This is a genomic window from Kitasatospora sp. NPDC003701 (assembly GCF_053587085.1).
The window spans coordinates 233,142-257,525 of sequence record NZ_JBSFNM010000003.1 but is presented as its reverse complement, the minus strand read 5'-3'; the positions used below and the strand labels follow the sequence as shown (position 1 = coordinate 257,525).

Genomic DNA, 24,384 nt, shown 5'->3' with positions numbered 1-24,384 from the left:
TCGCGCCCGGGGGCGCCGGGGCTCAGGCGGAGGGCACGGTCTCCGCCGAGCGCTGGCGCGCCCGGTAGGCGGCGACGTGCAGCCGGTTGCCGCAGGTCCGGCTGTCGCAGTAGCGCCGGGAGCGGTTGCGCGAGAGATCGACGAAGACGCGGGCGCAGTCCGGCGCCTCGCAGCGGCGCAGCCGCTCGCGCTCGCCCGCCATCAGGATGAACGCCAGCGCCATGCCGAGCTCGGCCGCCAGGTGGTCGCCCAGGGCGGCGTGCGGGGCGAAGTAGTGGATGTGCCAGCCGTGGTGGTCGTGGTTGGTCAGCCGCGGCGTGGTGCCGGCGGCCGCGACCAGCGCGTTGACCAGCTCGGCGGCCTCCGCCGTGGACTCGGTGCCGAACACCTCCCGCAGCCGGGTGCGCAGCTCGTGGACCTTGCGCAGGTCGTCCTCGGTCAGCGAGTCGATCTCGCTGATCTCCTGGCGGATCACGAAGGCGTCCAGCGCGGCCACGTCGGGCAGCAGCTCGCTGCCGCACACCTCTGGCGCGGTGTTGAGCAGCTCGACGAGGATGCTCAGCGCGCACTCGGTGTCATGGGTGATCAGCACGTGGGGGCTCCTCGCGCGGAGGGGGCCGTCGGCACCCCGCGTCTACGGTCATCTCAGACCTTACCGGGCCCCGCAGCGGCGGGCCGCCGCTTCGTTCGAAGGGGTGTACGGATCGCGTCAGGGCGTGCGGGCCGGTCTGCCGCGCGGTCGGCCCGACCGGGCGCCCGGCAAACCAGCGGCGCCCGGCAGCGAGGCCGGCCACCCGTACGGATGGCCGGCTCCGGTGCCGGGCGCCTGCGGTGCTTCGGGCCCGCCCCGGTGGGGGCGAACCGTTTCACCGGCCCCGAGACCGCGTCGTGCGCGGCTGAGTCGTGCTGCCGTGCCCCCGAGTAGGACGGCTGCGATGACGGCAGGGGGTGACGGCCCTGCCGACGACAGGGCGTGACCGCCTCCGGTGGGGGTCAGCTTTCGGCGAGGATGTGGGACAGCTCCCGGTCGAGGTCGAAGTGACGGTGTTCGGTGCCGGGCGGCACCGCGGCGTCCGTCCGCTTGAGAAACGACTCAAGCGCTCGGGCCGGGGCCTCCAGCAGGGCTTCTCCTTCCGGAGAGCTCAGCGCGATGCAGACCACCCCTTGCCCGTGGCTGCGCGACGGCCAGACCCGGACGTCGCCGGTACCGGTGGGTCGGTGCAGCCCCTCCGCAAGGAGATCTCGGGCGAACACCCACTCCACGGTCTCGTCCGCGCCGGTGTGGAACGTGGCGTGCACGGCATAGGGGTCGGCGGTGTCGTAGCGCAGGCCCGCGGGGACGGGCAGTGAGGACTCGCTGGACACGATGAGGCGCAGGTGCAGCTCGCAGCTGACCGTGGTGTTCATAAGCGCCATGGCCTTTCGCTCAGTGTGCGCTCGGGGAATCGCACGTCGGCGAACGGACCATCCCACCTCCACGACCGATGTAAACCCCTCTGTCCCGATTCGGGGCCGAGTCGTACCCCTTACGGCGCATTGCGGAATCGGCACGGAGTGCCCTGCGGGGCATTACCGGGCCACTTCTCGGTTAGTTTCCTGGCATGACTGTGCGAAGCGACAAGGCGCGCGGGAACGCGGGCGGGAACACGAGAACGGGTGATGCGGTCGTGCCGGACGACTCGGGGGTACACACGCCGGACGAGGGCGGGGGAGCGGAGACGGGGGGCGCGGACGGCGGCCGGCCGCTGGGCTCGCGCGCACCGCACTTCATCCGGCGGTCCAGGCCGCTGCACCTGAGCTGGCAGGTGGCCGTCTTCCTGGTCGGCCTGGCGGTGGTGGTGGCCGGCGTGATCATGCTGCCGCTCCCCGGCCCCGGCTGGGTGGTCATCTTCCTGGGCATGGGCATCTGGGCCACCGAGTTCGTCTGGGCCCAGCTGGCCCTGCGCTGGACCCGCCGCAAGGTGTCCGAGGCGGCCCAGAAGGCGATGGACCCGAGGGTCCGGCGCCGCAACATCACACTCACCGCGATCGGGCTGGCGGTGATCGCCGCGATCGGCGCCTGGTACCTCTGGAAGTACGGGCTCACCATGCCCTGGAAGATCAGCAAGCACTGACCCGGCCGCCGGCGACCGGTGGCCGCCCGTCCGGGTGACGGGTCGGGGCGGGGGGCCCGGGGCGGGGGTGTTCGGACCACCCCGGGAGATGCGGTAATGTTTTCCCTGCACCCGGGCGATTAGCTCAGCGGGAGAGCACTTCGTTCACACCGAAGGGGTCACTGGTTCGATCCCAGTATCGCCCACCGGAATGCATTGTGATATGTGAGGCCCAGTCGATTATCGGCTGGGCCTCACATGTATTTCCGCAATCCCCGGGAACTGCTGCCGGAGAATCGGACTGAGGCGCAGTCATCTTCCGTGCGGAGCGCGAGTTCTGCGGATGCGTCGGCCGCCCGGCGGGGTGCGAGTTGTACGACACCCCCCGAATGGTGCTACTGTTCTTCTCGTTGCCCGGGCGATTAGCTCAGCGGGAGAGCACTTCGTTCACACCGAAGGGGTCACTGGTTCGATCCCAGTATCGCCCACCGGACAGCATGCAGGCCCTGATCGGGAGACCGATCGGGGCCTGCTGCGTTCGTGGACCGAGCAAGCGGGGCAACCGGCAACCCGGCGGCCGGGCAGGCCGTTACGCCGCCACCTCGCAGCTGTGCTCCGCCGTCAGCCGCCGCCCGCAGCCGCACCGGGCCGGGCGCAACGGCCAGGAGAAGTCCACCCGCTCCGGCGTCCCCGAGCGGTCGAACCAGTTCTGCAGCCCCCGGGCCTGCGCCGCGTGCCAGACCGCCTGCCGCAGGTGCAGCTCGGCCGCCGACAACCCGCCCAGCGCGGCCGGGTAGCGCGCCCCGATCCTGCGGACCAGCCCCAGCGCCGCCGTCGCGTCGGCCGCGGCGTCGTGGGCGCCGGTCAGCTCCACCCCGTAGTGCGCGCACAGGTCGGTCAGCGTGCGCCGGCCCTTGCGGTAGCGGTCCACGTGCTTGTCCAGCACCCGCGGGTCGAGCACCAGCAGCCCCTCCGGGCCCAGTGCGTCCGCCAGTTCCGTGGCCCGGTGGCGGCGCAACTCCCGGTCCAGCAGCGTCAGGTCGTACGGCGCGTTCATCACCACCACCGGGCGCCCGGCACGGGTCTGCTCGGCGAGGGCGCGGGCGATCTCCGCCACCACCGCCGGGGCCGGGCGGCCGTGCGCGCGCACCCGGTCGTCGCCGATGCCGTGGATCGCGCGGGCGCCGTCGGGTATCGGCACGCCCGGATCGGCCAGCCAGGAGGTGGTCTGCGGGGCTGCGCCGGGGCTGAGTTGGACGACCAGGGCGGCCGACACGATCCGGTCGGTCTCGACGTCCACGCCGGTGGTCTCGGTGTCGAAGGAGGCAAGCGGGCCGGTGTACCAGTGCTGCTGCATGACTGCCCCTCAGGTACTGCGTTCCGCCCGGTTGATACCCGCCCCTGACACCCGTTCAACCGTTTGGCGGTGTCCGGGCCGGGCACCCTGCGGGAAGATGCCCTGTTCGAATCCGGACGGGCCCGGGGCCGGGGGAGGCTACGGGGCGATGACGCTGACAGAGCCGCAGCCCGACGAGGCGGCCGTCCTGCGGGGCGATCTGGCCGTGACGGCCTGCATGGAGACACTGCAGGTCGGTTATCTGCACGCGGTGGTGGCGGCGGCCGGCTGCTCGTTGTCCCAGCCCTTCCCCGACAACGGCATCGACTGGCAGGTCAGCCACGGCTCGCGCGCCCACGAGGTGGACGACGAGGTCACCATCAAGATCCAGCTGAAGGCCACCCAGCAGATCGCGCCCGATCCGCGCGGCCCCTTCTTCAGCTTCACCCTGGACAACGACCACCTGCGCAAGCTCGCGCGGGTGCGGGTCGCGGTGCCCAGGATCCTCGTCGTGATGCTGCTGCCGCGCCGGGTCGACCGCTGGCTGGCGGCCGGGCCGGACGCGCTGGAGCTGCGGCACTGCTGCTACTGGGTCAACCTGGCCGGCCACCCGGTCACCGGGCAGCGGCGGACCAATGTCCGGGTGCCCACCGCGAAGGTCTTCGACGACCGAGCACTGTGCGACATCATGGCGCGGGTCGGTGCGGGCGGCAGCCCGTGACGGCCCGGCCCCGGCGGGGAGGAGCAGGACCATGACGCTGCCACGCGGGCCGCAGGAGAACGCCCGGACACTGCCCGATCCGGCGGCCGTCGACCCTGCGGTGCTCGCCACCCTGCTCGCCCGGCACGGCTGGGTCCGGCGCGGCGGCCCCTCGGCCCGGTACGGCCGCTGGACGCCCCCGGACGACACCGACCCCGGCACCAGCCTGCTGGTCCCGGCCGGGGAGGGCTTCGACGACGCCGTCGAGCTGCTCGCCGACGCCGTCACCGCGCTGTCGCGCTCGCGCAGCCCCTCCGCCCGTTCGATCCTGCTCGCCCTGGCCGTGCCGGGGGACGAGCTGCAGTGGCGGCGCGAGCTGCCGGGCCCGGCCGGCACCGCGCCCTGGGACGGCGCCGAGCGGCTCCAGCAGGCCGCGCGGGCGATGCTCGCGGCCGGGGCCAAGGCCGGACGGACCAGGGCCGCCTACTTCGGTGCCCGGCTGGACACCTGGGCCGGGGACTTCCTGGAGCAGGTGCTGGTGGTCGGCGGCGGCCCGGTGGCGGAGAGCGGCGCCGGGCTCACCGCGTACACCCCGGCGCCCGAGGGGCGGGCGGTGGTCACCACCCTGGTCCGCGCGCTGGAGGCGCTGCGGGACGCCGTGGACTACCGGCGGGTCAGCGGCGGCCCGGAGGCCTTCGAGAACGCGGTGCAGGCCGGCGTCAGCCGGGAGCTGGTGCAGTCCGTCGGGGAACTGGTGCGCGGCGCGACGGCGGCGCAGCTGACCGTCGCTTGGTCCGCCGCCGCCGGTCCGCCCGGCGGCTTCGGCGACCGGCGGATCGCCCTGGAGTTCTCACCGGGGGACCTGCCCGCGCTGGAGGAGGCCGCCGCCCTGCTGGAGCGGATCGAACCGGCGGTCGCCGTCACCGTGGTCGGCCTGGTCGTCCGGCTCAAGCGCGCGGACCCGGCCGGACCGGGCACCGTCCGGCTGAAGGTGCTCGCCGGCGCGGAGGTCAGCGAGGTGCGGGTGCGCCTCGCCGACCCGGCGTACCGGGCCGCGGTCGAGGCCCACCTGGCGGGTGCCCCGGTGCGGGTCAGCGGCCGCCTGGAGCGGCGCGGCGGCTTCCGGCGGCTCACCCACCCGGGAGCCCTGGAACCGCTCGGCCTGGAGGAGGCCGAGCGGGAGCGGCTGCTGAAGACCCTGGGGGAAGGGGGACAGGGGGCGTAGGTGCACGGCGGGGCTGGTGCTCTCGGTACCATCGTCACGCGCAGCGCAGTGTTGCGTCCTATGAATCCAGCACGTCAGGAGAGACCGGTGACGGACGTCCGGGTAATCATCAACCGCGAACCCGATCGGGAAGAGCGCGTGGTGACCACGGGCACTACGGCCGCCGAGCTCTTCGCCGACGACCGCTCGATCATCGCCGCCCGCGTCGCGGGCCAGCTCAAGGACCTCGCGTACGCCGTCCAGGACGGCGACGAGGTCGAGCCGGTCGCGATCGGCAGCAAGGACGGCCTGGACATCCTGCGCCACTCCACCGCGCACGTCATGGCGCAGGCCGTGCAGCAGCTCTTCCCCGAGGCGAAGCTCGGCATCGGCCCGCCGGTCAAGGACGGCTTCTACTACGACTTCGACGTCGAGAAGCCGTTCCACCCCGATGACCTCAAGGCCATCGAGAAGAAGATGCAGGAGATCATCAAGAGGGGCCAGAAGTTCTCCCGCCGGGTGGTCACCGACGAGGCCGCCACCGAGGAGCTGGCCGCCGAGCCGTACAAGCTGGAGCTGATCGGCCTCAAGGGCTCCGCCGCGACCGCCGGCGAGGGCGCCGACGTCGAGGTCGGCGCGGGCGAGCTGACCATCTACGACAACCTGGACGCCAAGACCGGCGATCACTGCTGGGGCGACCTCTGCCGCGGCCCGCACCTGCCGTCCACCCGGCACATCCCGGCGTTCAAGCTGATGCGCAACGCGGCCGCCTACTGGCGCGGCAGCGAGCGCAACCCCATGCTGCAGCGCATCTACGGGACGGCCTGGCCGACCAAGGACGAGCTGAAGGCGCACCTCGACTTCCTGATCGAGGCCGAGAAGCGCGACCACCGCAAGCTCGGCAACGAGCTCGACCTCTTCTCCATCCCGGAGGAGATCGGCTCCGGCCTCGCCGTCTTCCACCCCAAGGGCGGCATCATCCGCCGCGCGATGGAGGACTACTCGCGCAAGCGGCACGAGGAAGAGGGCTACGAGTTCGTCTACACCCCGCACGCCACCAAGGGGAAGCTCTTCGAGAAGAGCGGCCACCTGGACTGGTACGCCGACGGTATGTACCCGCCCATGCAGCTCGACGAGGGCGTGGACTACTACCTGAAGCCCATGAACTGCCCGATGCACAACCTGATCTTCGACGCGCGCGGCCGTTCCTACCGCGAACTGCCGCTGCGCCTCTTCGAGTTCGGCACGGTGTACCGGTACGAGAAGTCCGGCGTGGTGCACGGTCTGACCCGGGCCCGCGGCTTCACCCAGGACGACGCGCACATCTACTGCACCCGTGAGCAGATGGCGGAGGAGCTCGACTCCACGCTGACCTTCGTGCTCAACCTGCTGCGCGACTACGGTCTGACCGACTTCTACCTGGAGCTGTCGACCAAGGACGAGGAGAAGTTCGTCGGCTCGGACGAGGCCTGGGAGGAGGCCACCGCGGTGCTCGCGAGCGTGGCCGAGAAGCAGGGCCTCCCGCTCGTCCCGGACCCGGGCGGCGCGGCCTTCTACGGCCCGAAGATCTCGGTCCAGGCGCGGGACGCCATCGGCCGCACCTGGCAGATGAGCACCATCCAGCTGGACTTCAACCTGCCCGAGCGTTTCGATCTCGAGTACACCGCGGCGGACGGCTCGCGCCAGCGGCCGGTCATGATCCACCGCGCGCTGTTCGGCAGCATCGAGCGCTTCTTCGCGGTGCTGCTGGAGCACTACGCCGGCGCCATGCCGCCGTGGCTGGCCCCGGTCACCGTCACCGGCATCCCGATCACCGACGAGCACGTGCCGTACCTGCGGGAGGTCGCGGCCGAGCTGAAGAAGCGCGGGATCCGGGTCGAGGTCGACACCTCGGACGACCGGATGCAGAAGAAGATCCGCAACGCCCAGAAGACCAAGGTGCCGTTCATGCTGATCGCCGGCAACGACGACGTCGAGGCGGGCGCGGTCTCCTTCCGCTACCGCAACGGCGAGCAGAAGAACGGCGTGCCTCTCGACCAGGCGATCGCCGAGATCGTGGACGCCGTGGAGCGCCGCATCCAGGTGTGACGCCGAAGAGGCGGTCGGTGCGGGGCAGTCTCCTCAGGGAGTCTGCCCCGCACTGCTTTGCAAGCCACGCCGTGCGAATATGCTGATCAGCATGACGACTGAGCCGGAACTGCAGCGGGGCGTCGGCGAGCCGGACGGCTTCCGCCGCCTGTGGACCCCCCATCGGATGGCCTACATCCAGGGCGAGAACAAGCCCACCGGCCCGGCTCCGGACGACGGTTGTCCGTTCTGCTCGATCCCGTCGCTCAGCGACGAGGACGGGCTGGTCGTCGCGCGGGGCAGCGCCGTGTTCGCGGTGCTCAACCTCTACCCGTACAACGGCGGCCACCTGATGGTGGTCCCGTACCGGCACGTCGCGGACTACACCGAGCTGGACGAGGCGGAGACGGCCGAGCTGGCGGTGTTCACCAAGAAGGCGATGGCGGCGCTGCGGGCGGCCTCGGGGGCGCACGGGTTCAACATCGGGATGAACCAGGGTGCGGCGGCCGGTGCCGGGATCGCGGCGCACCTGCACCAGCACGTGGTGCCGCGCTGGGGCGGGGACACCAACTTCATGCCGGTGGTCGGCCACACCAAGGTGCTGCCGCAGCTGCTGGCGGACACCCGCAAGATGCTGGCCGAGGCCTGGCCGCAGGGCTGAGCCCGGCGGAACGCGGAGGGGCCCCACCGGGGGAATCCGGTGGGGCCCCTTCTTCGCCGGTCCTGGCGCTCAGCCCGCGTCGTACTGGTCGACCTTGTAGGGCCGGGTGCCCTGCGCCTCGGACTTGATGATCGAGGCGCGGGTCTTGAAGAAGCGCTCGGTGTCGAGGTCGTGCTCCTCCAGGAACTCCAGCACGGCCGCGTGGACGGCGGTGAGCACGGGGGTGGCCGCGTTGAGCGCGTTGTCGGTCATCGACCGGGTGTTCCAGGGGGGTGCGGCCCAGACGTGCCGCAGGCCGAACGGCTCGGGCAGGCCGAGGCCGCCGCCGAGCCAGGCGAGCAGGCCGGGGCTGCGGTAGAGCGGTGCGCGGACGGCCTGCCGGACGACCTCGTCGTTGTCGATCAGGGGGAGCTTGACCGTCCGCTCCTCCCAGAACTTCAGGCTCTTCGGGACGGACTTCTCCTTGTCCTTCGGCTTGTCGGAGAAGACGCCGTTGACCGGGCCGAGCGCGTAGCCCGCCACACTGACGTTCAGGGTGTGCGCGAGCAGGACGACGGTGACGGTGAAGGTCAGGACGAGCTTGCCGTCGTGCGTCACGAACTGGGTGGCCAGGTAGTGCCGCGGGCCGCCGGGGAAGGTCTGCTTGTCGGCGATGGACTGCACCGCGAACTCGCGCATCCGGTCGCCGTCCATGTCGGCGTTGTCGGGCCGGCCGATCTCGTCGGCGCCCTCGCCGACCTCGAAGACCACCCACTGCTTGACGGCGACGTTGGGGATGCCGCTGTTGGCGACCTCGCTGATGCCGAGGCCCTTGAGGTGGCCGGCGATCTTGCGGACGAGGTCCCAGGGGTGGAACGCGCGGAAGTCGGCGTGGCCCTCGGCCGGGCGCAGGGCGTCGACCATCTTCCACTCGCCCCAGCGCCGCCCGGCGCCGAGGATGCCCTTCGGACCGGCGTAGTGCTGGATGTTGGTCTCCTGCTCGCCCTCCAGGCGGCCGAGTTTGGCGCGCAGGTCGGCGGCCTTCTTGTCCAGGTCGTCGCGGGGGACGGCCCTGGGGACGGTGGCGGCGACGGCGTTGCCCTCGACGAGGTCCAGCCAGCGGGTGCGCAGGTCGACGGCGGAGGCGACCACGATGCGCTTGGCGAGGTACCAGCCGATGATCGGCGCGAACATCACGATGCGCAGGTAGAGGCTCAACGGGCCGCCGGTGGGCGGCTTGACGGCGAGGAGCACGGCGACGGCGGCGGCCGCGGCGAGGACCAGGGCGCCGAAGAAGGCGGCGTTCTTGGGGTTGTCCCGCTTGAGCCAGGCGCGCAGCTGGAAGGCGCCGAGCCAGATCAGGGTGCCGGGCAGGAACAGCAGGCCGGTGACGACGGTGACGGTGGTGAGCCTGCGGTCGCGGGCGGCGCGCAGGTCCTCGGCGGCCAGGCAGTGTTCGACGATCTGGCGGGTGTCGATGCCGAAGGAGGGGACGAGCGGCTTGCGGTCGCCGCCGAGGGTGCGGCCGACGACGGCGCGGCTGAAGGCCTCGCCCAGGTTGGGGCGGAAGAGCGCGAAGCGGCCCTTCTTCTCCGTGGCGTGGGTGACCGTCTCGACGAACGCGCGGACCTCGCCGTCGCGGTAGGCGGCCGAGGAGAGCGCCTGGGTGACGGCGGTCTGCGGGCCGGTGTCGGTCCGGGGTATCTGCGCACCCGGGGTCATGTCGAGTGTCGTCACGGTGGCGTCCCCTCCTCCCCTTGTCAGCGGCAGGTTACCGTGCCGCGGTACCGGCGCGCGGATGATCGTCTGAAGTGCCGTCACGTTCGGGCCACCACGGGCCTGTGGGGCATGATGCCCACCTTTCGGCGGTGCGATACCCCCAGGTTGGGGGCGGCCGGGCGTATTGGTGCACGATGGGCGCATGGGCCGTACGGAGGGAGCCGTCATGAAGGATCCGGTACTGGTTTTCGACGGGGACTGCGCGTTCTGCACGACGTGTGCCGGCTGGGCCGAGCGGTACCTGCGGCAGACGCTGGCGTCGGGCGGCTGGGAGGCGGTGCCGTTCCAGTTCGCGGACCTCGCCGCGTTGGACGCGCTGGCCGGCGGGCGCGGTGAGGTGTCCTGGGAGCGGGCCGAGCGCGAGGTGCTCTGGGTGACGCCGGCGGGCCGGGTGCACGGCGGGGCGCAGGCGGTGGCGCGGCTGTTGATGCGCTCGGGCGGGGTCTGGGCGTACCTGGGCGGGCTGCTGGCGCTGGCGCCGGTGCGGCCGGCCGCGGGCGCGGTGTACCGCTGGGTGGCGAAGAACCGGCACCGGATGCCGGGCGGTACGCCCGCCTGCGCGCTGCCGCAGCGCTAGGCCGGCGCACCGCCGGGGCCCGGTTCAGTCGGTGTACTTCGCCGCGAGGGCGGCGGGCATCGGCTCGTGGCGCAGGTGGGCCCGGGAGAACTCGGCGGTGCCGTGGGTGAGCGAGCGCAGGTCGACGGGGTAGCGGGCGAGTTCGAGGTCGGGGACCTCGGCGCGCAGCAGGGTGAGGCCGGGCCCGCCGGTCTCGGTGCCGAGGACCCGGCCGCGGCGGGCGGAGAGGTCGCCGAGGACGGCACCGAGGTAGTCGTCGGGGAGCAGGACGCTGACGGCCGAGACGGGTTCGAGCAGCCGGATGACGGCGTGTTCGGCGGCGTCGCGCAGGGCGAGGGCGGCGGCGTTCTGGAAGGCGGAGTCGGAGGAGTCGACGGAGTGCGCCTTGCCGTCGGTGAGGGTGACCCGGATGTCGACGAGCGGGTACCCGGCGCCGACGCCCTTGGCGAGCTGGGCGCGGACGCCCTTCTCGACCGAGGGGATGAAGTGTTTGGGCACGGCGCCGCCGACGACGTGTTCCTGGAACTCGAAGCCGCTGCCGGCCGGCAGCGGTTCGACCTCCAGCTCGCAGATCGCGTACTGGCCGTGCCCGCCGGACTGCTTGACCAGCCGGCCGTGGCCGGCGGCGGCGGTGCCGAAGGTCTCCCGCAGGGCGACCTTGGGTTCGACGGTGTCGACGTGGACGCCGTGCCGGCCGCGGAGCCGGTCGAGGACGACCTCGGCGTGGGCCTCGCCGGTGCACCAGAGGACCAGCTGGTGGGTGTCGGGGTTCTGCTCCAGGCGCAGCGCCGGGTCCTCGGCGGTGAGCCGGGCGAGGGCCTGGGAGAGCCGGTCGTCGTCGGCCTTGCTGTGGGCCTCGATGGCGATCGGCAGGAGTGATTCGGGCAGCGGCCAGCCGTCGAGCTTCACGGGGTGGCCGGGTTCGTGGACGGTGTCGCCGGCGCGGGCGGAGGTGACCTTGGCGGCGCAGACGAGGTCCCCGGCGACGGCGTGCGGGACGGGTCGCTGGAGTTTGCCGAACGGGCTGGTGAGGCCGGTGACGCGTTCGTCGCCGTCCTGCTCCTCGGGGTGGTCCGGGCCGGTCAGGTGGATGTGGGTGTCGGGGCGCAGGGTGCCGGCGTAGATCCGCAGCAGGCTGATCCGGCCGACGTAGGCGTCGGCGGTGACGCGGACGACCTGGGCGGCGAGGGGGGCGTCGGGGTCGCAGTCGGGGCCGGGGCGGGTGCGTTCGGTGGGGTCGGGGAACGCGGTGGTGATGAGGTCGAGGAGTTCGGCCGAGCCGAGCCCGTGATCGGTGGTGGGCAGGGCGGGGTGGAGGGCGCAGGCGAGGACCTCGCGGCGCAGGCCGGCTTCGAGGGCGTCGGTGTCGAGCGCTTCGCCGGCGAGGTAGCGCTCCATCAGGGTGTCGTCCTGGCCGGAGATGGCTTCGACGAGGCTCTCGCGGGCGGGGCCGGTGCCGGGCGGCGGTTCGACCGGGCCGTAGGTGCGGCCGGTGAGCAGGTCGACGGTGCCGGTGGGGTGGCCGTCCGCGTGGACGGGGAGGAAGAGCGGGCGCAGGGTGTCGGGGCCGAGGCCGAAGGCGTCGTGGCAGGCGGTGAGGATGTCGTCGAAGTCACTGCGGGCGATGTCGTACTTGGCGACGGCGATGGCGCGGGGGATGCCTTCGGCGGCGCACTCGCGCCACAGCGCGCGGGTGGGGGTGGTGACCGGGTCGGTGGCGGAGACGACGAAGACGGCGCCGTCGGCGGCGTGCAGGGCGGCCCGCAGGTCGGCGGTGAAGTCGGGGTGGCCGGGCGGGTCGATCAGGTTGACCTTGACGCCGTTCCATTCGAGGGGGAGCAGCGAGAGCTGGACGGAGCGCTGCTGCTGGTGCTCGATGTCCTCGTGGTCGGAGACGGTGTTGCCGTCGGTGACGCGGCCGGCCCGGCCGACGGCGCCGGCGGTGAGGGCGAGGGATTCGGCGAGGGTGGTCTTGCCCACGCCGCTGCAGCCGATGAGGACGACGTTGCGCAGCCGTGCGGGGTCGGTGACGGTGGGCGCCTGGCCGGATCGTGCGGTGCTGCGGTCGGGCATCGGGGTCTCCTCCCGTAGCGCCGAGACTGTCGTGAAAAGTCTAGGGGCGGTGTTCGCGGGGCCGCGTGTCGTGGGGGCCCGCGGTGACCGGGCGTGTGCGCCCGTGCGCCGGGGGTGCCGGGCGGGCGGGCGGCGGGGGCCGGTGGGCGGTGCGGTGCGCTCCGGCGTGTCGTCGGCGTGGCTACGATGGGTGCGCCGGGTGGGCTGATCCGTCCGGCCGTCTGCCGCGCACTCTGCCGCAGGCGGGTACCAGGGAGATCGGAGCGGTCCGGAAGGCCATGCTCAACAAATACGCGCGTGCCTTCTTCACACGTGTCCTGACCCCGTTCGCCGCGTTCCTGATCCGGCTGGGTGTGAGCCCGGACGCCGTGACGCTGATCGGTACCGCCGGTTCGGTGGCCGGTGCGCTGGTGTTCTTCCCGCGTGGGGAGTTCTTCTGGGGCACCATCACGATCACGCTGTTCATCTTCTCGGACCTGGTGGACGGGAACATGGCCCGCCAGCTGGGCCGGTCCACCAAGTGGGGGGCCTTCCTGGACTCCACGCTGGACCGGGTGGCCGATGCGGCGATCTTCGGCGGGCTGGCGATGTGGTACGCGGGCGAGGGCGACAACAACCTGCTCTGTTCGGTGGCGATCTTCTGCCTGGCGAGCGGCCTGGTGGTGTCGTACACCAAGGCGCGGGCGGAGAGCCAGGGTCTGCCGTGTGATGTGTCGGGGCTGGTGGAGCGGGCCGAGCGGCTGGTGATCAGCCTGGTCGCGGCCGGTGTCGCGGGTCTGCACACCTTCGGGGTGCCGTACGTGGAGTGGCTGCTGCCGATCGCGCTGTGGCTGGTGGCCGCGGGCAGCCTGGTCACGGTGTTCCAGCGGATGCTGACGGTGCGCCGGGAGGCGTTCGAGGCCGACCGAGCGGCGGCCGGGAGCTGATGGGGGGCGGGCCTTCGATGAAGGACCGACTGGTGTACTCGGCCTACGCGTCGGGCTGGGCGGTGCTCAAGCACCTTCCCGAGCCGGTGGCGCGGGGCCTGTTCGACCGGATCGCCGACTACGCGTGGCGCAGGCGCGGCAAGCGGGTGCTCCAGCTGGAGGCGAATCTGCGCCGGGTCCGCCCGGGGCTGGACGAGGCCGGGCTGCGGGAGCTGTCGCGGGCCGGGATGCGCTCGTACATGCGGTACTGGATGGAGTCCTTCCGGCTGCCGGTGTGGAGCCGGCAGCGGGTGGCCCGGGACGTCCGGGTGGAGGGCTTCGAGCAGCTGCGGGCGGCGATGGAGTCCGGCCGCGGCGCGGTGGTCGCGCTGCCGCACATGGGCAACTGGGACCTCGCGGGCGCCTGGGTGGCGCTGGAGGGGTACCCGTTCACCACGGTCGCGGAGCGGCTGAAGCCCGAGAAGCTGTTCGACCGCTTCGTGGCGTTCCGGGAGAGCCTGGGCATGGAGGTGCTCGCGTTGACCGGCGGCGGGGTGAATGTCGTCGGCACGCTGGCCCGCCGGCTGCGCCAGGGGAGGCTGGTCTGCCTGGTCGGCGACCGGGACCTCTCGGAGGCGGGGATCGAGGTGTCCTTCTTCGGCGAGGCGACCAGGATGCCGGCCGGTCCGGCGGCGCTCTGCCAGCGGACCGGGGCGGCGCTGCTGCCGGTCTCGCTCTGGTACGACGGTCCGCTGCTGCGGGCGCGGATCCACCCCGAGGTGGCCGTGCCGCCGGAGGGGGACCGCAAGGAGAAGACCCGGGCGATGGTGCAGGCGATGGCGGACGTCTGGGAGCGGGGGATCCGCGAGCACCCCGAGGACTGGCACATGCTGCAGCGGTTCTGGCTGGCCGACCTGCCGGTCCGTGCGACGGTGGACGAGGCGGCGCAGCCGGCCGGGGCCGACCGCCGGGCCGGGCAGCCGGCCGACACCGCGCGTCCCGCCCCGGCCGGCGAGCCCGCCGCCGGGGCCTCCGGGCCCTGACCCGCCGCACCTACAGGATCACGAGGAACCAGTGAAGATCGGCATCGTCTGCCCGTACGACTGGGACGTTCCCGGCGGGGTGCAGTTCCACATCCGGGACCTGGCCGAGCACCTGATCGACCTCGGCCACGAGGTGTCGGTGCTGGCGCCCGCCGAGGACGACGAGGCGCTGCCGCCGTACGTGGTCTCGGCCGGGCGGGCGGTGGCCGTGCCGTACAACGGCTCGGTGGCGCGGCTGAGCTTCGGCATCCTGTCGGCGGCCAGGGTCCGGCGCTGGCTGAACGAGGGCCGGTTCGACATCCTGCACGTGCACGAGCCGGCCTCGCCGAGCCTGTCGATGCTGGCCGCGTGGTCGGCGTCGGGGCCGATGGTCGGCACCTTCCACACGTCCAACCCGCGCTCGCGGGCGATGATCGCGGCCTCGCCGATCCTCCAGCCGGGCCTGGAGAAGATGCGGGCCCGGATCGCCGTGAGCGAGTACGCCCGGCGGACCCTGGTCGAGCACCTGGGCGGGGACGCGGTGGTGATCCCCAACGGGGTGGACGTCGGGTTCTTCGCGCAGGCCGAGCCGGACGCGCGCTGGACGGGCGGGGCGGCGGCCGGCGAGCCGGGCACGATCGGCTTCATCGGCCGGATCAACGAGCCGCGCAAGGGCCTGCCGACGCTGCTGGCCGCGCTGCCGCGGATCCTGGCCGAGCGGCCGGGGGTGCGGCTGCTGGTGGCCGGCAAGGGCGACGAGGAGGAGGCGGTCGCGGGGCTGGCGCCCGAGGTCCGCGCGCAGGTGGAGTTCCTCGGCATGGTCAGCGACCGGGACAAGGCCCGCCTGCTGCGCAGCGTCGACCTGTACGTGGCGCCGAACACCGGGGGCGAGAGCTTCGGGATCATCCTGGTGGAGGCGATGTCGGCGGGCGCGCCGGTGCTGGCGAGCGATCTGGACGCGTTCAAGCAGGTGCTGGACGGCGGTGACGCGGGGGAGCTGTTCCCGGTCGAGGACGCGGACGCGCTGGCCCGGTCGGCGCTGCGGCTGCTGGGGGATCCGGGCCGGCTGGAGGAGCTGCGCAAGGCGGCGTCCCGGCACGTGCGGCGGTTCGACTGGTCGACGGTCGGCGCGGACATCCTGGCCGTGTACGAGACGGTGACGGCCGGCACGGTGGCGGTGGTCGGGGAGGACGAGCGCGGCGGCCGGCGCGGCCGGTTCGGGCTGGCCCGGGACTGATCGGGGCCGGGCGGGAATCGGCGCCGCCCGCGCGGGGTTGAGGCTGCCGGACCCACCGATCATCGTGACCCCTGGAGGCACCGGATGCCGCAGATCTCCGTCGACTACTCCCCGAGCCTGGCCGGCGCCTTCGACCGGCGCGCGCTGGGCCTGGCGATCAACCGGCTCGCGGTGAAGACCATCGACGCGAGCCCCGGGGCGTGCAAGACGGTCTTCCGCGAGGTGCAGGACTTCGTGGTGGGCGACAGCGAGGGCGAGGGCGGGGACGCCCAGGTGTACGTCGAGTTCCAGATCTTCCCGGGCCGTGCGCCGGAGGCGAAGGCGGCGCTCGGTGACGCCGTGCTGGCGCTGCTGGCCGAGCGGATCGCGCCGGCGCCGGGTTCGCGGCTGTTCACCGCGGTGAACATCGCGGACATCGACCGCGACAGCTACCGGAGCGCCACCGTCGGGGGCTGATGCCGGGCACCCGGTAGCGTAGCGCCCCGTGACTACCTGGATCTGGGCCGGCGTGGCCGTGGTGCTGTTCGGCATGTACCTGAGTTGGACGGCCGGGCGACTGGACCGGCTGCACGCCCGGATCGACGCCGCGCGGGCGGCGCTGGACGCGCAGCTGGTCCGGCGGGCCTCGGTGGCGATCGAGCTGGCCGCCTCCTCGCTGCTGGACCCGGCGGCCTCGCTGCTGCTGCTGGACGCCGCGCACGCGGCCCGGCAGGCCGACGACGAGCAGCGCGAGGTCGCGGAGAGCCAGCTCAGCATGGCGCTGCGGGCGGTGTTCGCCGAGCCGGAGCAGGTCGCCGTGCTGGTCGCCGAGCCGGGCGGCGAGGAGGCGGTGAAGGAGCTGACGGCCGCGGTGCGCCGGGTGCCGATGGCGCGGCGGTTCCACAACGACGCGGTGCGCGCGGCCCGGGCGGTGCGCGAGCACCGGCTGGTGCGCTACTTCCGGCTGGCGGGCAAGGCGCCGTTCCCGATGGCTTTCGAGATGGACGACGCGCCGCCCCTCGCGCTGACCCCGGAGGGCGCTCCGGCCTGAGCGTCAGGCGTTCCGGCGGCCGGGCCGGGGGTGCCCGGATCCGGCCTGTTTGTCGTATCCCGTCGGCCAGGCTGGACTTGATGGCGCATGGAGAGGCCGTTTCTTCCGCCTACCATAGGGCGATAGCACTGGTTCATCTTCGAGTGAGGTCTCACGTGTCCACCACCCCCACCACCGCAGACCAGCCGCAGATCGGTACCGCCCGGGTGAAGCGCGGCATGGCCGAGCAGCTCAAGGGCGGTGTGATCATGGACGTGGTCAACGCCGAGCAGGCCAAGATCGCCGAGGACGCCGGCGCTGTCGCCGTCATGGCGCTGGAGCGGGTGCCCGCCGACATCCGCAAGGACGGCGGCGTCGCGCGCATGTCGGACCCGAACATGATCGAGGAGATCATCGCCGCGGTCTCGATCCCGGTCATGGCCAAGTCCCGGATCGGCCACTTCGTCGAGGCCCAGGTCCTGCAGTCGCTGGGCGTGGACTACATCGACGAGTCCGAGGTGCTGACCCCGGCCGACGAGGTGAACCACTCCGACAAGTGGGCGTTCACCACTCCGTTCGTCTGTGGCGCCACCAACCTGGGCGAGGCCCTGCGCCGCATCGCCGAGGGCGCGGCCATGATCCGCTCCAAGGGTGAGGCCGGTACCGGCAACGTCGTCGAGGCCGTCCGCCACCTGCGCCAGATCAAGAACGAGATCGCCCGCCTGCGCGGCTTCGACAACAACGAGCTGTTCGCCGCCGCCAAGGACCTGCGCGCTCCGTACGAGCTGGTCAAGGAGGTCGCCGAGCTCGGCAAGCTGCCGGTCGTGCTGTTCTCCGCCGGCGGTGTGGCCACCCCGGCCGACGCCGCGCTGATGCGCCAGCTCGGCGCCGAGGGCGTCTTCGTCGGCTCCGGCATCTTCAAGTCGGGCGACCCGGCCAAGCGTGCCGCCGCGATCGTCAAGGCCACCACCTTCTTCGACGACCCGAAGATCATCGCGGACGCCTCCCGCAACCTGGGCGAGGCCATGGTCGGCATCAACTGCGACACCCTGCCCGAGAGCGAGCGCTACGCCAACCGCGGCTGGTAGTCGGCCCCCGCGCCACGCGTCGGCCCGCCGCAGCGCCTCGGCGCGCGGCGGGCCGCGCCACGTACACACGACGTAACGATCGAAGAGGTTTGAGACCGTGAGCACTCCAGTCATCGGCGTCCTCGCCCTGCAGGGCGACGTCCGCGAGCACCTGGTCGCGCTGGCCGAGGCCGACGCGCTCGCCCGCCCGGTGCGCCGTGCCGAGGAGCTGGCCGGGGTCGACGCGCTGGTGATCCCCGGCGGGGAGTCCACCACCATGTCCAAGCTGGCCCTGCTGTTCGGCGTGATGGACCCGCTGCGCGAGCGGGTCGCCGCCGGCATGCCGGTCTACGGCACCTGCGCGGGCATGATCATGCTGGCGGACAAGATCCTGGACGGCCGTGACGACCAGGAGACCGTGGGCGGCATCGACATGACCGTGCGCCGCAACGCCTTCGGCCGCCAGAACGAGTCCTTCGAGTCCGGCGTCGCCTTCCGCGGTCTGGACGACGCCCCGGTGCACGGCGTCTTCATCCGCGCCCCCTGGGTCGAGGCCGTCGGCGCGGGTGTCGAGGTGCTGGCCGAGCTGCCGGCCGCCGACGGTCCGGAGAGCCGCGTCGTCGCCGTCCGCCAGGGCAACCTGCTGGCGACCTCCTTCCACCCCGAGCTGACCGGCGACCACCGGGTGCACGGCTACTTCGTGCGGATGGTCGAGGAGCACCTGGCGGCCGCCGCGCGGTAACGCTTCGCCGCCGCACGCGGACCGTGTGCGCCCCACCGGTGACGGCACCGGTAAGATCTCTCCTGTTCATTTCCCTTTGGCGACGTAAAGGAGCTGGCGATGTCCGGCCACTCTAAGTGGGCTACCACCAAGCACAAGAAGGCCGTGATCGACGCCAAGCGCGGCAAGCTCTTCGCCAAGATGATCAAGAACATCGAGGTGGCGGCGCGCACCGGCGGCGGGGACCCGGCCGGCAACCCCACGCTCTACGACGCCATCCAGAAGGCGAAGAAGAGCTCCGTCCCGATCGACAACATCAACCGCGCCGTCAAGCGCGGCTCGGGTGCCGAGGCCGGCGGGGCCGACTACTCGACCATCATGTACGAGGGCTACGGCCCGAACGGTGTCGCCGTCCTCATCGAGTGCCTCACCGACAACCGCAACCGCGCCGCCTCCGACGTGCGCGTCGCGATGACCCGCAACGGCGGCTCGATGGCCGACCCGGGCTCCGTGTCGTACCTGTTCAACCGCAAGGGCGTCGTGATCGTCCCCAAGGCCGACGGTGTCGACGAGGACAAGCTCTTCGAGGTCGTCCTCGACCAGGAGCCCGAGGAGATCAACGACCTCGGCGAGTCCTTCGAGATCGTGTCCGAGGCCTCCAAGATGGTCGCCGTCCGGACCGCGCTGGTGGACGCCGGCGTCGACTACGACTCGGCCGAGGCCAACTTCCTCCCGAGCATGCAGGTCGAGCTGGACGTCGACGGCGCCCGCAAGATCCTGAAGCTGATCGACGCCCTCGAGGACAGCGACGACGTGCAGAACGTCTTCGCCAACTTCGACATCAGCGACGAGGTCGGTGCGCAGCTCGACGCCGAGTGACCGTTCTCACTTCCCGGCCCGGTGGTCCCACGACCACCGGGCCGGTGTCGTCGGCGGGACTGTCCGACCCTGGCGGTAGCCTTCGCAGGTCGCCGCGCTGCGGGCGGAAGGGCGCGCGGGCGGCGGGCGGCGCGTAACGGAGAGGCGGGGCCGAGGTGCGGGTACTGGGTGTGGACCCGGGGCTGACCAGGTGCGGGATCGGGGTGGTCGACGGCGCGCCGGGCCGGCCGCTGAAGATGGTCGGGGTCGGGGTGGTGCGCACGCCCGCCGAGGCGGAGATCGGGCCGCGGCTGCTGCTGGTCGAGCAGGGCATCGAGAGCTGGCTCGACGAGCACCGGCCCGACCTGGTCGCCGTCGAGCGCGTCTTCGCCCAGCACAACGTCCGCACCGTGATGGGCACCGCCCAGGCCAGTGCGGTCGCGATGCTCTGCGCCACCCGGCGCGGCATCCCCGTCACCCTGCACACCCCCAGCGAGGTCAAGGCCGCCGTCACCGGCTCCGGCCGGGCCGACAAGGCCCAGGTCACCGCGATGGTGCAGCGGCTGCTGCGGCTGGACGCCCCGCCCAAGCCGGCCGACGCCGCCGACGCGCTGGCGCTGGCCATCTGCCACATCTGGCGCGGCGGTGCGAGCGACCGGATCGCCGCCGCCCTCGCCAAGGCGGCGCCCGCCGCACCCGCCGCCCGAGCCCCGTACTCCGCACGATCCCCCCGAGGAGCCGCCCGATGATCGCTTTCGTCCAGGGGCCGGTGGCCGCCGTGAGCGGCGCCACCGTCGTCGTCGAGGTCGGCGGCGTGGGCATGGCCGTCCAGTGCACCCCGGCGACCGTCGCCGGTCTGCGCCTCGGGGAGCCGGCCCGGCTCGCCACCTCGCTGGTCGTCCGGGAGGACTCGCTCACCCTGTACGGCTTCGCCGACGACGACGAGCGGGCCGCCTTCGAGATCCTCCAGGCCGCGCCCGGCGTCGGGCCGCGGCTCGCCCAGGCGATGCTCGGCGTGCACAGCCCGGACGCGCTGCGCACGGCCGTCGCCGCCGGGAACGAGAAGGCGCTGATCGCCGTCCCCGGCATCGGCAAGGCGAAGGCCGCCAAGCTGCTGCTGGAGTACAAGGACAAGCTGGGCGCCCCGCACGGCAGCGTCCCGGCCCAGAAGCCGATCGCCGCGGGGCCCGCGCCCTGGAGCGAGCAGCTGCACGCGGCGCTGGTCGGCCTCGGCTACGCGCCGCGCGAGGCGGACGAGGCGGTCGCCGCCGTCGCCCCCGAGGCCGAGGCGCAGGCCGTCACCGACGTGGGCGCGCTGCTCAGGGCCGCGCTGCGCACGCTCAACCGGGCCCGCTGACACCGCGTCGGCCACCACCCGCAACGATCCGACCACCTGTCACCTTGTCGACATTGGAGCCCGCACCGATGAGCCCGTACGACTCCGACCCGGCCGACCGGCTGGTGACGGCCGCCGCCGACGGCGAGGACCAGGCGGTCGAGGCGGCGCTGCGCCCCAAGCAGCTGGACGAGTTCATCGGCCAGGAGCGGGTGCGCGAGCAGCTGTCCCTGGTGCTGCAGGCCGCCCGCAAGCGCGGCACCGCACCCGACCACGTCCTGCTCAGCGGCCCGCCCGGGCTCGGCAAGACCACCCTCTCCATGATCATCGCGGCCGAGCTGGGCGCACCGATCCGGATCACCTCCGGTCCGGCCATCCAGCACGCCGGCGACCTCGCGGCGATCCTCTCCTCGCTCACCGAGGGTGAGGTGCTCTTCCTGGACGAGATCCACCGGATGTCCCGGCCCGCGGAGGAGATGCTCTACATGGCGATGGAGGACTTCCGGGTCGACGTGATCGTCGGCAAGGGCCCGGGCGCCACCGCCATCCCGCTGGAGCTGCCGCCGTTCACCCTGGTCGGCGCCACCACCCGGGCCGGGCTGCTGCCGCCGCCGCTGCGCGACCGGTTCGGCTTCACCGGCCACATGGAGTTCTACGCGCCCGCCGAGCTCCAGCGGGTCGTGCACCGCTCGGCCGCGCTGCTGGACGTCGAGATCGACCCGGCCGGCGCCGCCGAGATCGCCGGCCGCTCCCGGGGCACCCCGCGGATCGCCAACCGGCTGCTGCGCCGGGTCCGCGACTTCGCCCAGGTCCGGCACGACGGCGTGGTCACCCCGGAGATCGCCGCCCAGGCGCTGGCCGTCTACGAGGTGGACGCCCGCGGCCTGGACCGGCTGGACCGCGCGGTGCTGGACGCGCTGCTGCGGCTGTTCGGCGGCGGACCGGTCGGTTTGTCGACACTGGCGGTCGCGGTGGGTGAGGAGGCCGAGACGGTCGAGGAGGTCGCCGAGCCGTTCCTGGTACGGGAGGGCCTGCTCGCCCGGACCCCGCGCGGGCGGATCGCCACCGCCGCCGCCTGGCAGCACCTCGGTCTGGTCCCGCCGGCCCAGACCGCTGCGGTCCAGACCATCCGGGGTGCGGTGCCGGCCCAGTCGGAACTTTTCCCGGCGGACGAGGGCTGAACGGGTGACACCGGGACGATCGGGGCGCGAACGCGCCTGAGCAGGTCCGCGCGGAGAAGCGGAGGGAGAAGTCCGGGGAATCTGTGCAGGCACAGGCTCGCCACTTTCGGCGGCAGGATGCGATGCTTGGCGTTGTCCGATCAGTTCGGGGTCGCCTAGACTCCGCCGGACCGCCCCTCTCACCTGACGGGCCGACCATTACCACACAGGCCGCCGGCCCGGCGGCCCGTAAAGGACCCTGGCTGCAGTGAACCTCATCATCCTTCTCCTCCCGATCATCGCGATCGTGCTCATGTTCCGGTCGCAGAAGAAGCGCCAGCAGCAGCAGCAGCACATGCAGACCGCGCTGGAGCCCGGGGCGGGAGTGCGCACCATCGGCGGCCTGTACGCCCAGGTGAAGGCGGTCAACGAGGAGACCGTCGAGCTGGAGCTCGCGCCCGGCGTGGTCACCCACTTCACCAAGAGCGCGATCGCGGCCGTCCTGGACCCGCAGGAGTACGACGCGATCATCAACGGCCGCCCGGCCGACGACGAGCTGTCCGAGCCGGAGGCCGAGGACGCCGACGCCGAGTCGGTCGAGGACAAGCCGCTGACGCTCACCAAGGACGGCGCCGACAAGGGCGACGTCGAGGGCGGGGCTCCCGCGAGCAAGTAGTACGGTCGGGCATCCGCCCGGCCGCGCGGCGCAGTGCCGCGAGCCCACAGGATCTCAGGGCCGCAGATCCGCCACGCCCCCGTCCGCCACGAGCCGGACGGGGGTCCGGTCGGGGAGGTGGCATGGACAGGGAGAAACGAGCAAGGTGGCAACACCCAAGTCGCGCCCGCGCGACGGTTACCCGGGGCGGGCGCTGGCCCTCATCCTGGTGGTCACCGTCGGACTGGTCGCCCTCATGTTCGGGACGGGCCACACCAAGCCCCGCCTGGGTATCGACCTCGCCGGCGGTACCAGCATCACGCTGAGCGCGAAGTCGACCGACCCCAAGGCGATCAACAAGTCCAACATGGACATCGCCACCGGGATCATCGAGCAGCGGGTCAACGGGATGGGCGTCTCCGAGGCGGAGGTCCAGACCCAGGGCGACCGGAACATCATCGTCAACATCCCCAAGGGTGGCGACAAGCAGACGGCGGCCGAGCAGATCGGTACCACCGCGCAGCTGTACTTCCGCCCGGTCCTCGCCGTCGCCCCGAGCGGTGTCAAGGTCCCGTCGCCGACCGCGTCCCCCTCGGCGAGCGGCAGCGCCGCCCCGAGCGCGACCCCGTCGGCCACCGGTACGGCCGCCGCCACCGCCGGCGCTCCCAGCGCGAGCGCCAGTGCGACCAAGCAGGGCCGCGCCGTCGGTGAGGCCCTCGCCGCCGACGCCACCCCGTCCGCGGGCGCCTCCGGCAGTGCCGCCGCGACCCCGCCGGCCACCGCGCCGAGTGACGCGGACCTCTCCGCGGCGATGACCTCGGGCACCGTGCCGCCGGAGCTGGCCGCGGAGTTCGCCGCCATCGACTGCTCGCAGAGCGGGCAGCGCAAGAACCTGCAGAAGTCCGAGGAGCAGCCGGCCGTCGCCTGCACCCAGAAGGACGAGCGCGGGATCTACTACAAGCTGGCCCTCGGCCCGGTCGCGGTGAAGGGTGCCGACGTCAGCAAGGCGCAGGCCACCATCGACACCCAGCAGGGCGCCGGGTGGCAGGTCCAGCTGCAGTTCAACGGCAAGGGCGCCGACGCGTTCACCGACGTCACCACCAAGCTCTCCGCCCAGCCGGACCCGACCAACCAGTTCGCCATCGTGCTGGACGGCCAGGTCGTCTCGCACCCGAACGTGCGCGGCCCCATCCCCGGCGGCTCGGCCGTGATCACCGGCAGCTTCAGCCAGGCCGAGGCGCAGGACCTCGCCAACGTGCTGAGTTTCGGCGCCCTGCCGCTGGAGTTCACCACCGACGACGTCACCACCGTCTCGCCGCAGCTCGGCGGCGACCAGCTGAAGGCGGGCCTGGTCGCCGGCCTCATCGGCATGGTCCTGGTGGTCCTCTACTCGCTGGTCTACTACCGCGGCCTCGGCCTGGTGTCGATCGCGGGTCTGATCGTCTCGGCGGTCCTGACCTACTCGATCATGAGCCTGCTCGGCGCGGGGATCGGCTTCGCGCTGAACCTGCCGGCCGTCTGCGGTGCGATCGTCGCGATCGGTATCACCGCCGACTCCTTCATCGTCTACTTCGAGCGCATCCGCGACGAGGTCCGCGAGGGCGCCATGCTGCGCCCGGCGGTCCAGCGGGCCTGGCCGCGCGCCCGGCGCACCATCCTGGTGTCGGACTTCGTGTCCTTCCTCTGTGCCGCGGTGCTCTACCTGGTCTCGGTCGGCAAGGTGCAGGGCTTCGCGTTCACGCTGGGCCTGACCACCGCGCTCGACGTCGTGGTGATCTTCCTCTTCACCAAGCCGCTGATCACCGTGCTGGCCCGCCGGAAGTTCTTCTCCGAGGGTCACCCGTGGTCCGGCCTGGACCCGAAGCGCCTGGGCGCCCGCCCGCCGCTGCGCAGCAGCCGTCGTCGCAGCTCCTCCTCCTCTGCCGCCGTGAAGGAGGCCTGACAC

24 protein-coding genes and 2 tRNA genes are annotated in these 24,384 nt (G+C 72.6%); 21 read left to right on the top strand and 5 right to left on the bottom strand.

Annotated elements, in window-relative coordinates; all coding sequences use genetic code 11:
- Positions 1 to 22: 22 nt before the first annotated feature.
- The gene (locus ACWDRR_RS04790; protein ID WP_449770738.1) at positions 23 to 592 is read right to left on the bottom strand and encodes a CGNR zinc finger domain-containing protein; all 570 of its coding nucleotides are present in this window, start codon (positions 590 to 592) and stop codon (positions 23 to 25) included.
- 401 nt (positions 593 to 993) lie between these two features.
- Positions 994 to 1,407 (bottom strand): SsgA family sporulation/cell division regulator, encoded by a 414-nt coding sequence (locus ACWDRR_RS04785; protein WP_030056266.1) that lies wholly within the window; start codon positions 1,405 to 1,407, stop codon positions 994 to 996.
- A gap of 194 nt (positions 1,408 to 1,601) precedes the next feature.
- Between ACWDRR_RS04785 and ACWDRR_RS04780 the strand changes: the two genes are divergently transcribed.
- The 3 genes from ACWDRR_RS04780 (at position 1,602) to ACWDRR_RS04770 (ending at position 2,581) form a co-directional block, all read left to right on the top strand.
- Positions 1,602 to 2,114: a TIGR02611 family protein gene (locus ACWDRR_RS04780; RefSeq protein ID WP_449770737.1), complete on the top strand. Its 513-nt coding sequence runs from the start codon at positions 1,602 to 1,604 to the stop codon at positions 2,112 to 2,114.
- Positions 2,115 to 2,227: 113 nt separating this feature from the next.
- Positions 2,228 to 2,299 (top strand) — tRNA-Val (locus ACWDRR_RS04775).
- A 210-nt stretch (positions 2,300 to 2,509) separates the two neighbouring features.
- Positions 2,510 to 2,581, top strand: a tRNA-Val gene (locus ACWDRR_RS04770).
- A 101-nt stretch (positions 2,582 to 2,682) separates the two neighbouring features.
- On the opposite strand, the gene ACWDRR_RS04765 is transcribed toward ACWDRR_RS04770, so the two are convergent.
- On the bottom strand, positions 2,683 to 3,450 hold the full coding sequence (locus tag ACWDRR_RS04765; RefSeq protein ID WP_449770736.1) for an exonuclease domain-containing protein: 768 nt from the start codon (positions 3,448 to 3,450) through the stop codon (positions 2,683 to 2,685).
- 148 nt (positions 3,451 to 3,598) lie between these two features.
- Between ACWDRR_RS04765 and ACWDRR_RS04760 the strand changes: the two genes are divergently transcribed.
- The 4 genes from ACWDRR_RS04760 (at position 3,599) to ACWDRR_RS04745 (ending at position 8,061) form a co-directional block, all read left to right on the top strand.
- The gene (locus ACWDRR_RS04760; protein WP_449770735.1) at positions 3,599 to 4,150 is read left to right on the top strand and encodes a DUF4365 domain-containing protein; all 552 of its coding nucleotides are present in this window, start codon (positions 3,599 to 3,601) and stop codon (positions 4,148 to 4,150) included.
- Positions 4,151 to 4,181: 31 nt separating this feature from the next.
- Positions 4,182 to 5,354 carry a hypothetical protein gene (locus ACWDRR_RS04755; protein WP_449770734.1) on the top strand — a complete coding sequence of 391 codons (1,173 nt, stop codon included), beginning with the start codon at positions 4,182 to 4,184 and terminating at the stop codon, positions 5,352 to 5,354.
- Between the two features lie 87 nt (positions 5,355 to 5,441).
- Positions 5,442 to 7,421 carry a threonine--tRNA ligase gene (gene thrS, locus ACWDRR_RS04750; protein ID WP_449770733.1) on the top strand — a complete coding sequence of 660 codons (1,980 nt, stop codon included), beginning with the start codon at positions 5,442 to 5,444 and terminating at the stop codon, positions 7,419 to 7,421.
- A gap of 79 nt (positions 7,422 to 7,500) precedes the next feature.
- Positions 7,501 to 8,061, top strand: coding sequence for an HIT family protein (locus ACWDRR_RS04745; protein WP_360627252.1), 561 nt, complete (start codon positions 7,501 to 7,503; stop codon positions 8,059 to 8,061).
- A gap of 69 nt (positions 8,062 to 8,130) precedes the next feature.
- On the opposite strand, the gene ACWDRR_RS04740 is transcribed toward ACWDRR_RS04745, so the two are convergent.
- Positions 8,131 to 9,777, bottom strand: coding sequence for a hypothetical protein (locus ACWDRR_RS04740; RefSeq protein WP_449770732.1), 1,647 nt, complete (start codon positions 9,775 to 9,777; stop codon positions 8,131 to 8,133).
- Positions 9,778 to 9,985: 208 nt separating this feature from the next.
- On the opposite strand from ACWDRR_RS04740, the gene ACWDRR_RS04735 reads away from it, so the two are divergent.
- A complete protein-coding gene (locus ACWDRR_RS04735; RefSeq protein WP_449770731.1) occupies positions 9,986 to 10,396 on the top strand; it encodes a thiol-disulfide oxidoreductase DCC family protein in 411 nt (136 codons plus the stop codon).
- A 24-nt stretch (positions 10,397 to 10,420) separates the two neighbouring features.
- On the opposite strand, the gene ACWDRR_RS04730 is transcribed toward ACWDRR_RS04735, so the two are convergent.
- On the bottom strand, positions 10,421 to 12,469 hold the full coding sequence (locus tag ACWDRR_RS04730) for an elongation factor G-like protein EF-G2 (RefSeq protein ID WP_449770730.1): 2,049 nt from the start codon (positions 12,467 to 12,469) through the stop codon (positions 10,421 to 10,423).
- A gap of 278 nt (positions 12,470 to 12,747) precedes the next feature.
- Here ACWDRR_RS04730 and pgsA point away from each other — a divergent pair, with 278 nt between their 5' ends.
- The 13 genes from pgsA to secD all read left to right on the top strand — a co-directional run bounded on the left by pgsA (position 12,748) and on the right by secD (position 24,381).
- Complete coding sequence (pgsA, locus tag ACWDRR_RS04725; RefSeq protein WP_449770729.1) at positions 12,748 to 13,395, top strand: phosphatidylinositol phosphate synthase; 648 nt, start codon at positions 12,748 to 12,750, stop codon at positions 13,393 to 13,395.
- A 17-nt stretch (positions 13,396 to 13,412) separates the two neighbouring features.
- Positions 13,413 to 14,417 (top strand): phosphatidylinositol mannoside acyltransferase, encoded by a 1,005-nt coding sequence (locus ACWDRR_RS04720; protein ID WP_449770728.1) that lies wholly within the window; start codon positions 13,413 to 13,415, stop codon positions 14,415 to 14,417.
- Between the two features lie 31 nt (positions 14,418 to 14,448).
- On the top strand, positions 14,449 to 15,633 hold the full coding sequence (locus ACWDRR_RS04715) for a glycosyltransferase family 4 protein (protein ID WP_449770727.1): 1,185 nt from the start codon (positions 14,449 to 14,451) through the stop codon (positions 15,631 to 15,633).
- Positions 15,634 to 15,717: 84 nt separating this feature from the next.
- Positions 15,718 to 16,089 carry a 5-carboxymethyl-2-hydroxymuconate Delta-isomerase gene (locus ACWDRR_RS04710; RefSeq protein WP_449770726.1) on the top strand — a complete coding sequence of 124 codons (372 nt, stop codon included), beginning with the start codon at positions 15,718 to 15,720 and terminating at the stop codon, positions 16,087 to 16,089.
- A 73-nt stretch (positions 16,090 to 16,162) separates the two neighbouring features.
- A complete protein-coding gene (locus ACWDRR_RS04705) occupies positions 16,163 to 16,663 on the top strand; it encodes a hypothetical protein (protein ID WP_360627364.1) in 501 nt (166 codons plus the stop codon).
- A gap of 155 nt (positions 16,664 to 16,818) precedes the next feature.
- Entirely contained in the window at positions 16,819 to 17,730 is a 912-nt protein-coding gene (gene pdxS, locus ACWDRR_RS04700; protein WP_387887424.1) for a pyridoxal 5'-phosphate synthase lyase subunit PdxS, read from the top strand.
- Between the two features lie 97 nt (positions 17,731 to 17,827).
- A complete protein-coding gene (gene pdxT, locus ACWDRR_RS04695) occupies positions 17,828 to 18,451 on the top strand; it encodes a pyridoxal 5'-phosphate synthase glutaminase subunit PdxT (RefSeq protein ID WP_449770725.1) in 624 nt (207 codons plus the stop codon).
- A gap of 99 nt (positions 18,452 to 18,550) precedes the next feature.
- Positions 18,551 to 19,309 (top strand): YebC/PmpR family DNA-binding transcriptional regulator, encoded by a 759-nt coding sequence (locus ACWDRR_RS04690; RefSeq protein ID WP_329486820.1) that lies wholly within the window; start codon positions 18,551 to 18,553, stop codon positions 19,307 to 19,309.
- A 155-nt stretch (positions 19,310 to 19,464) separates the two neighbouring features.
- The gene (gene ruvC, locus ACWDRR_RS04685; protein WP_387887425.1) at positions 19,465 to 20,037 is read left to right on the top strand and encodes a crossover junction endodeoxyribonuclease RuvC; all 573 of its coding nucleotides are present in this window, start codon (positions 19,465 to 19,467) and stop codon (positions 20,035 to 20,037) included.
- Positions 20,034 to 20,645 (top strand): Holliday junction branch migration protein RuvA, encoded by a 612-nt coding sequence (gene ruvA, locus ACWDRR_RS04680; RefSeq protein WP_449770724.1) that lies wholly within the window; start codon positions 20,034 to 20,036, stop codon positions 20,643 to 20,645. Before ruvC ends, ruvA begins: the two co-directional genes overlap by 4 nt.
- A 68-nt stretch (positions 20,646 to 20,713) precedes the next feature.
- The gene (ruvB, locus tag ACWDRR_RS04675) at positions 20,714 to 21,805 is read left to right on the top strand and encodes a Holliday junction branch migration DNA helicase RuvB (RefSeq protein WP_449770723.1); all 1,092 of its coding nucleotides are present in this window, start codon (positions 20,714 to 20,716) and stop codon (positions 21,803 to 21,805) included.
- A gap of 247 nt (positions 21,806 to 22,052) precedes the next feature.
- The gene (yajC, locus tag ACWDRR_RS04670; RefSeq protein ID WP_449770722.1) at positions 22,053 to 22,460 is read left to right on the top strand and encodes a preprotein translocase subunit YajC; all 408 of its coding nucleotides are present in this window, start codon (positions 22,053 to 22,055) and stop codon (positions 22,458 to 22,460) included.
- A 145-nt stretch (positions 22,461 to 22,605) separates the two neighbouring features.
- Positions 22,606 to 24,381: a protein translocase subunit SecD gene (secD, locus tag ACWDRR_RS04665; protein ID WP_449770721.1), complete on the top strand. Its 1,776-nt coding sequence runs from the start codon at positions 22,606 to 22,608 to the stop codon at positions 24,379 to 24,381.
- Positions 24,382 to 24,384 lie beyond the last annotated feature (3 nt).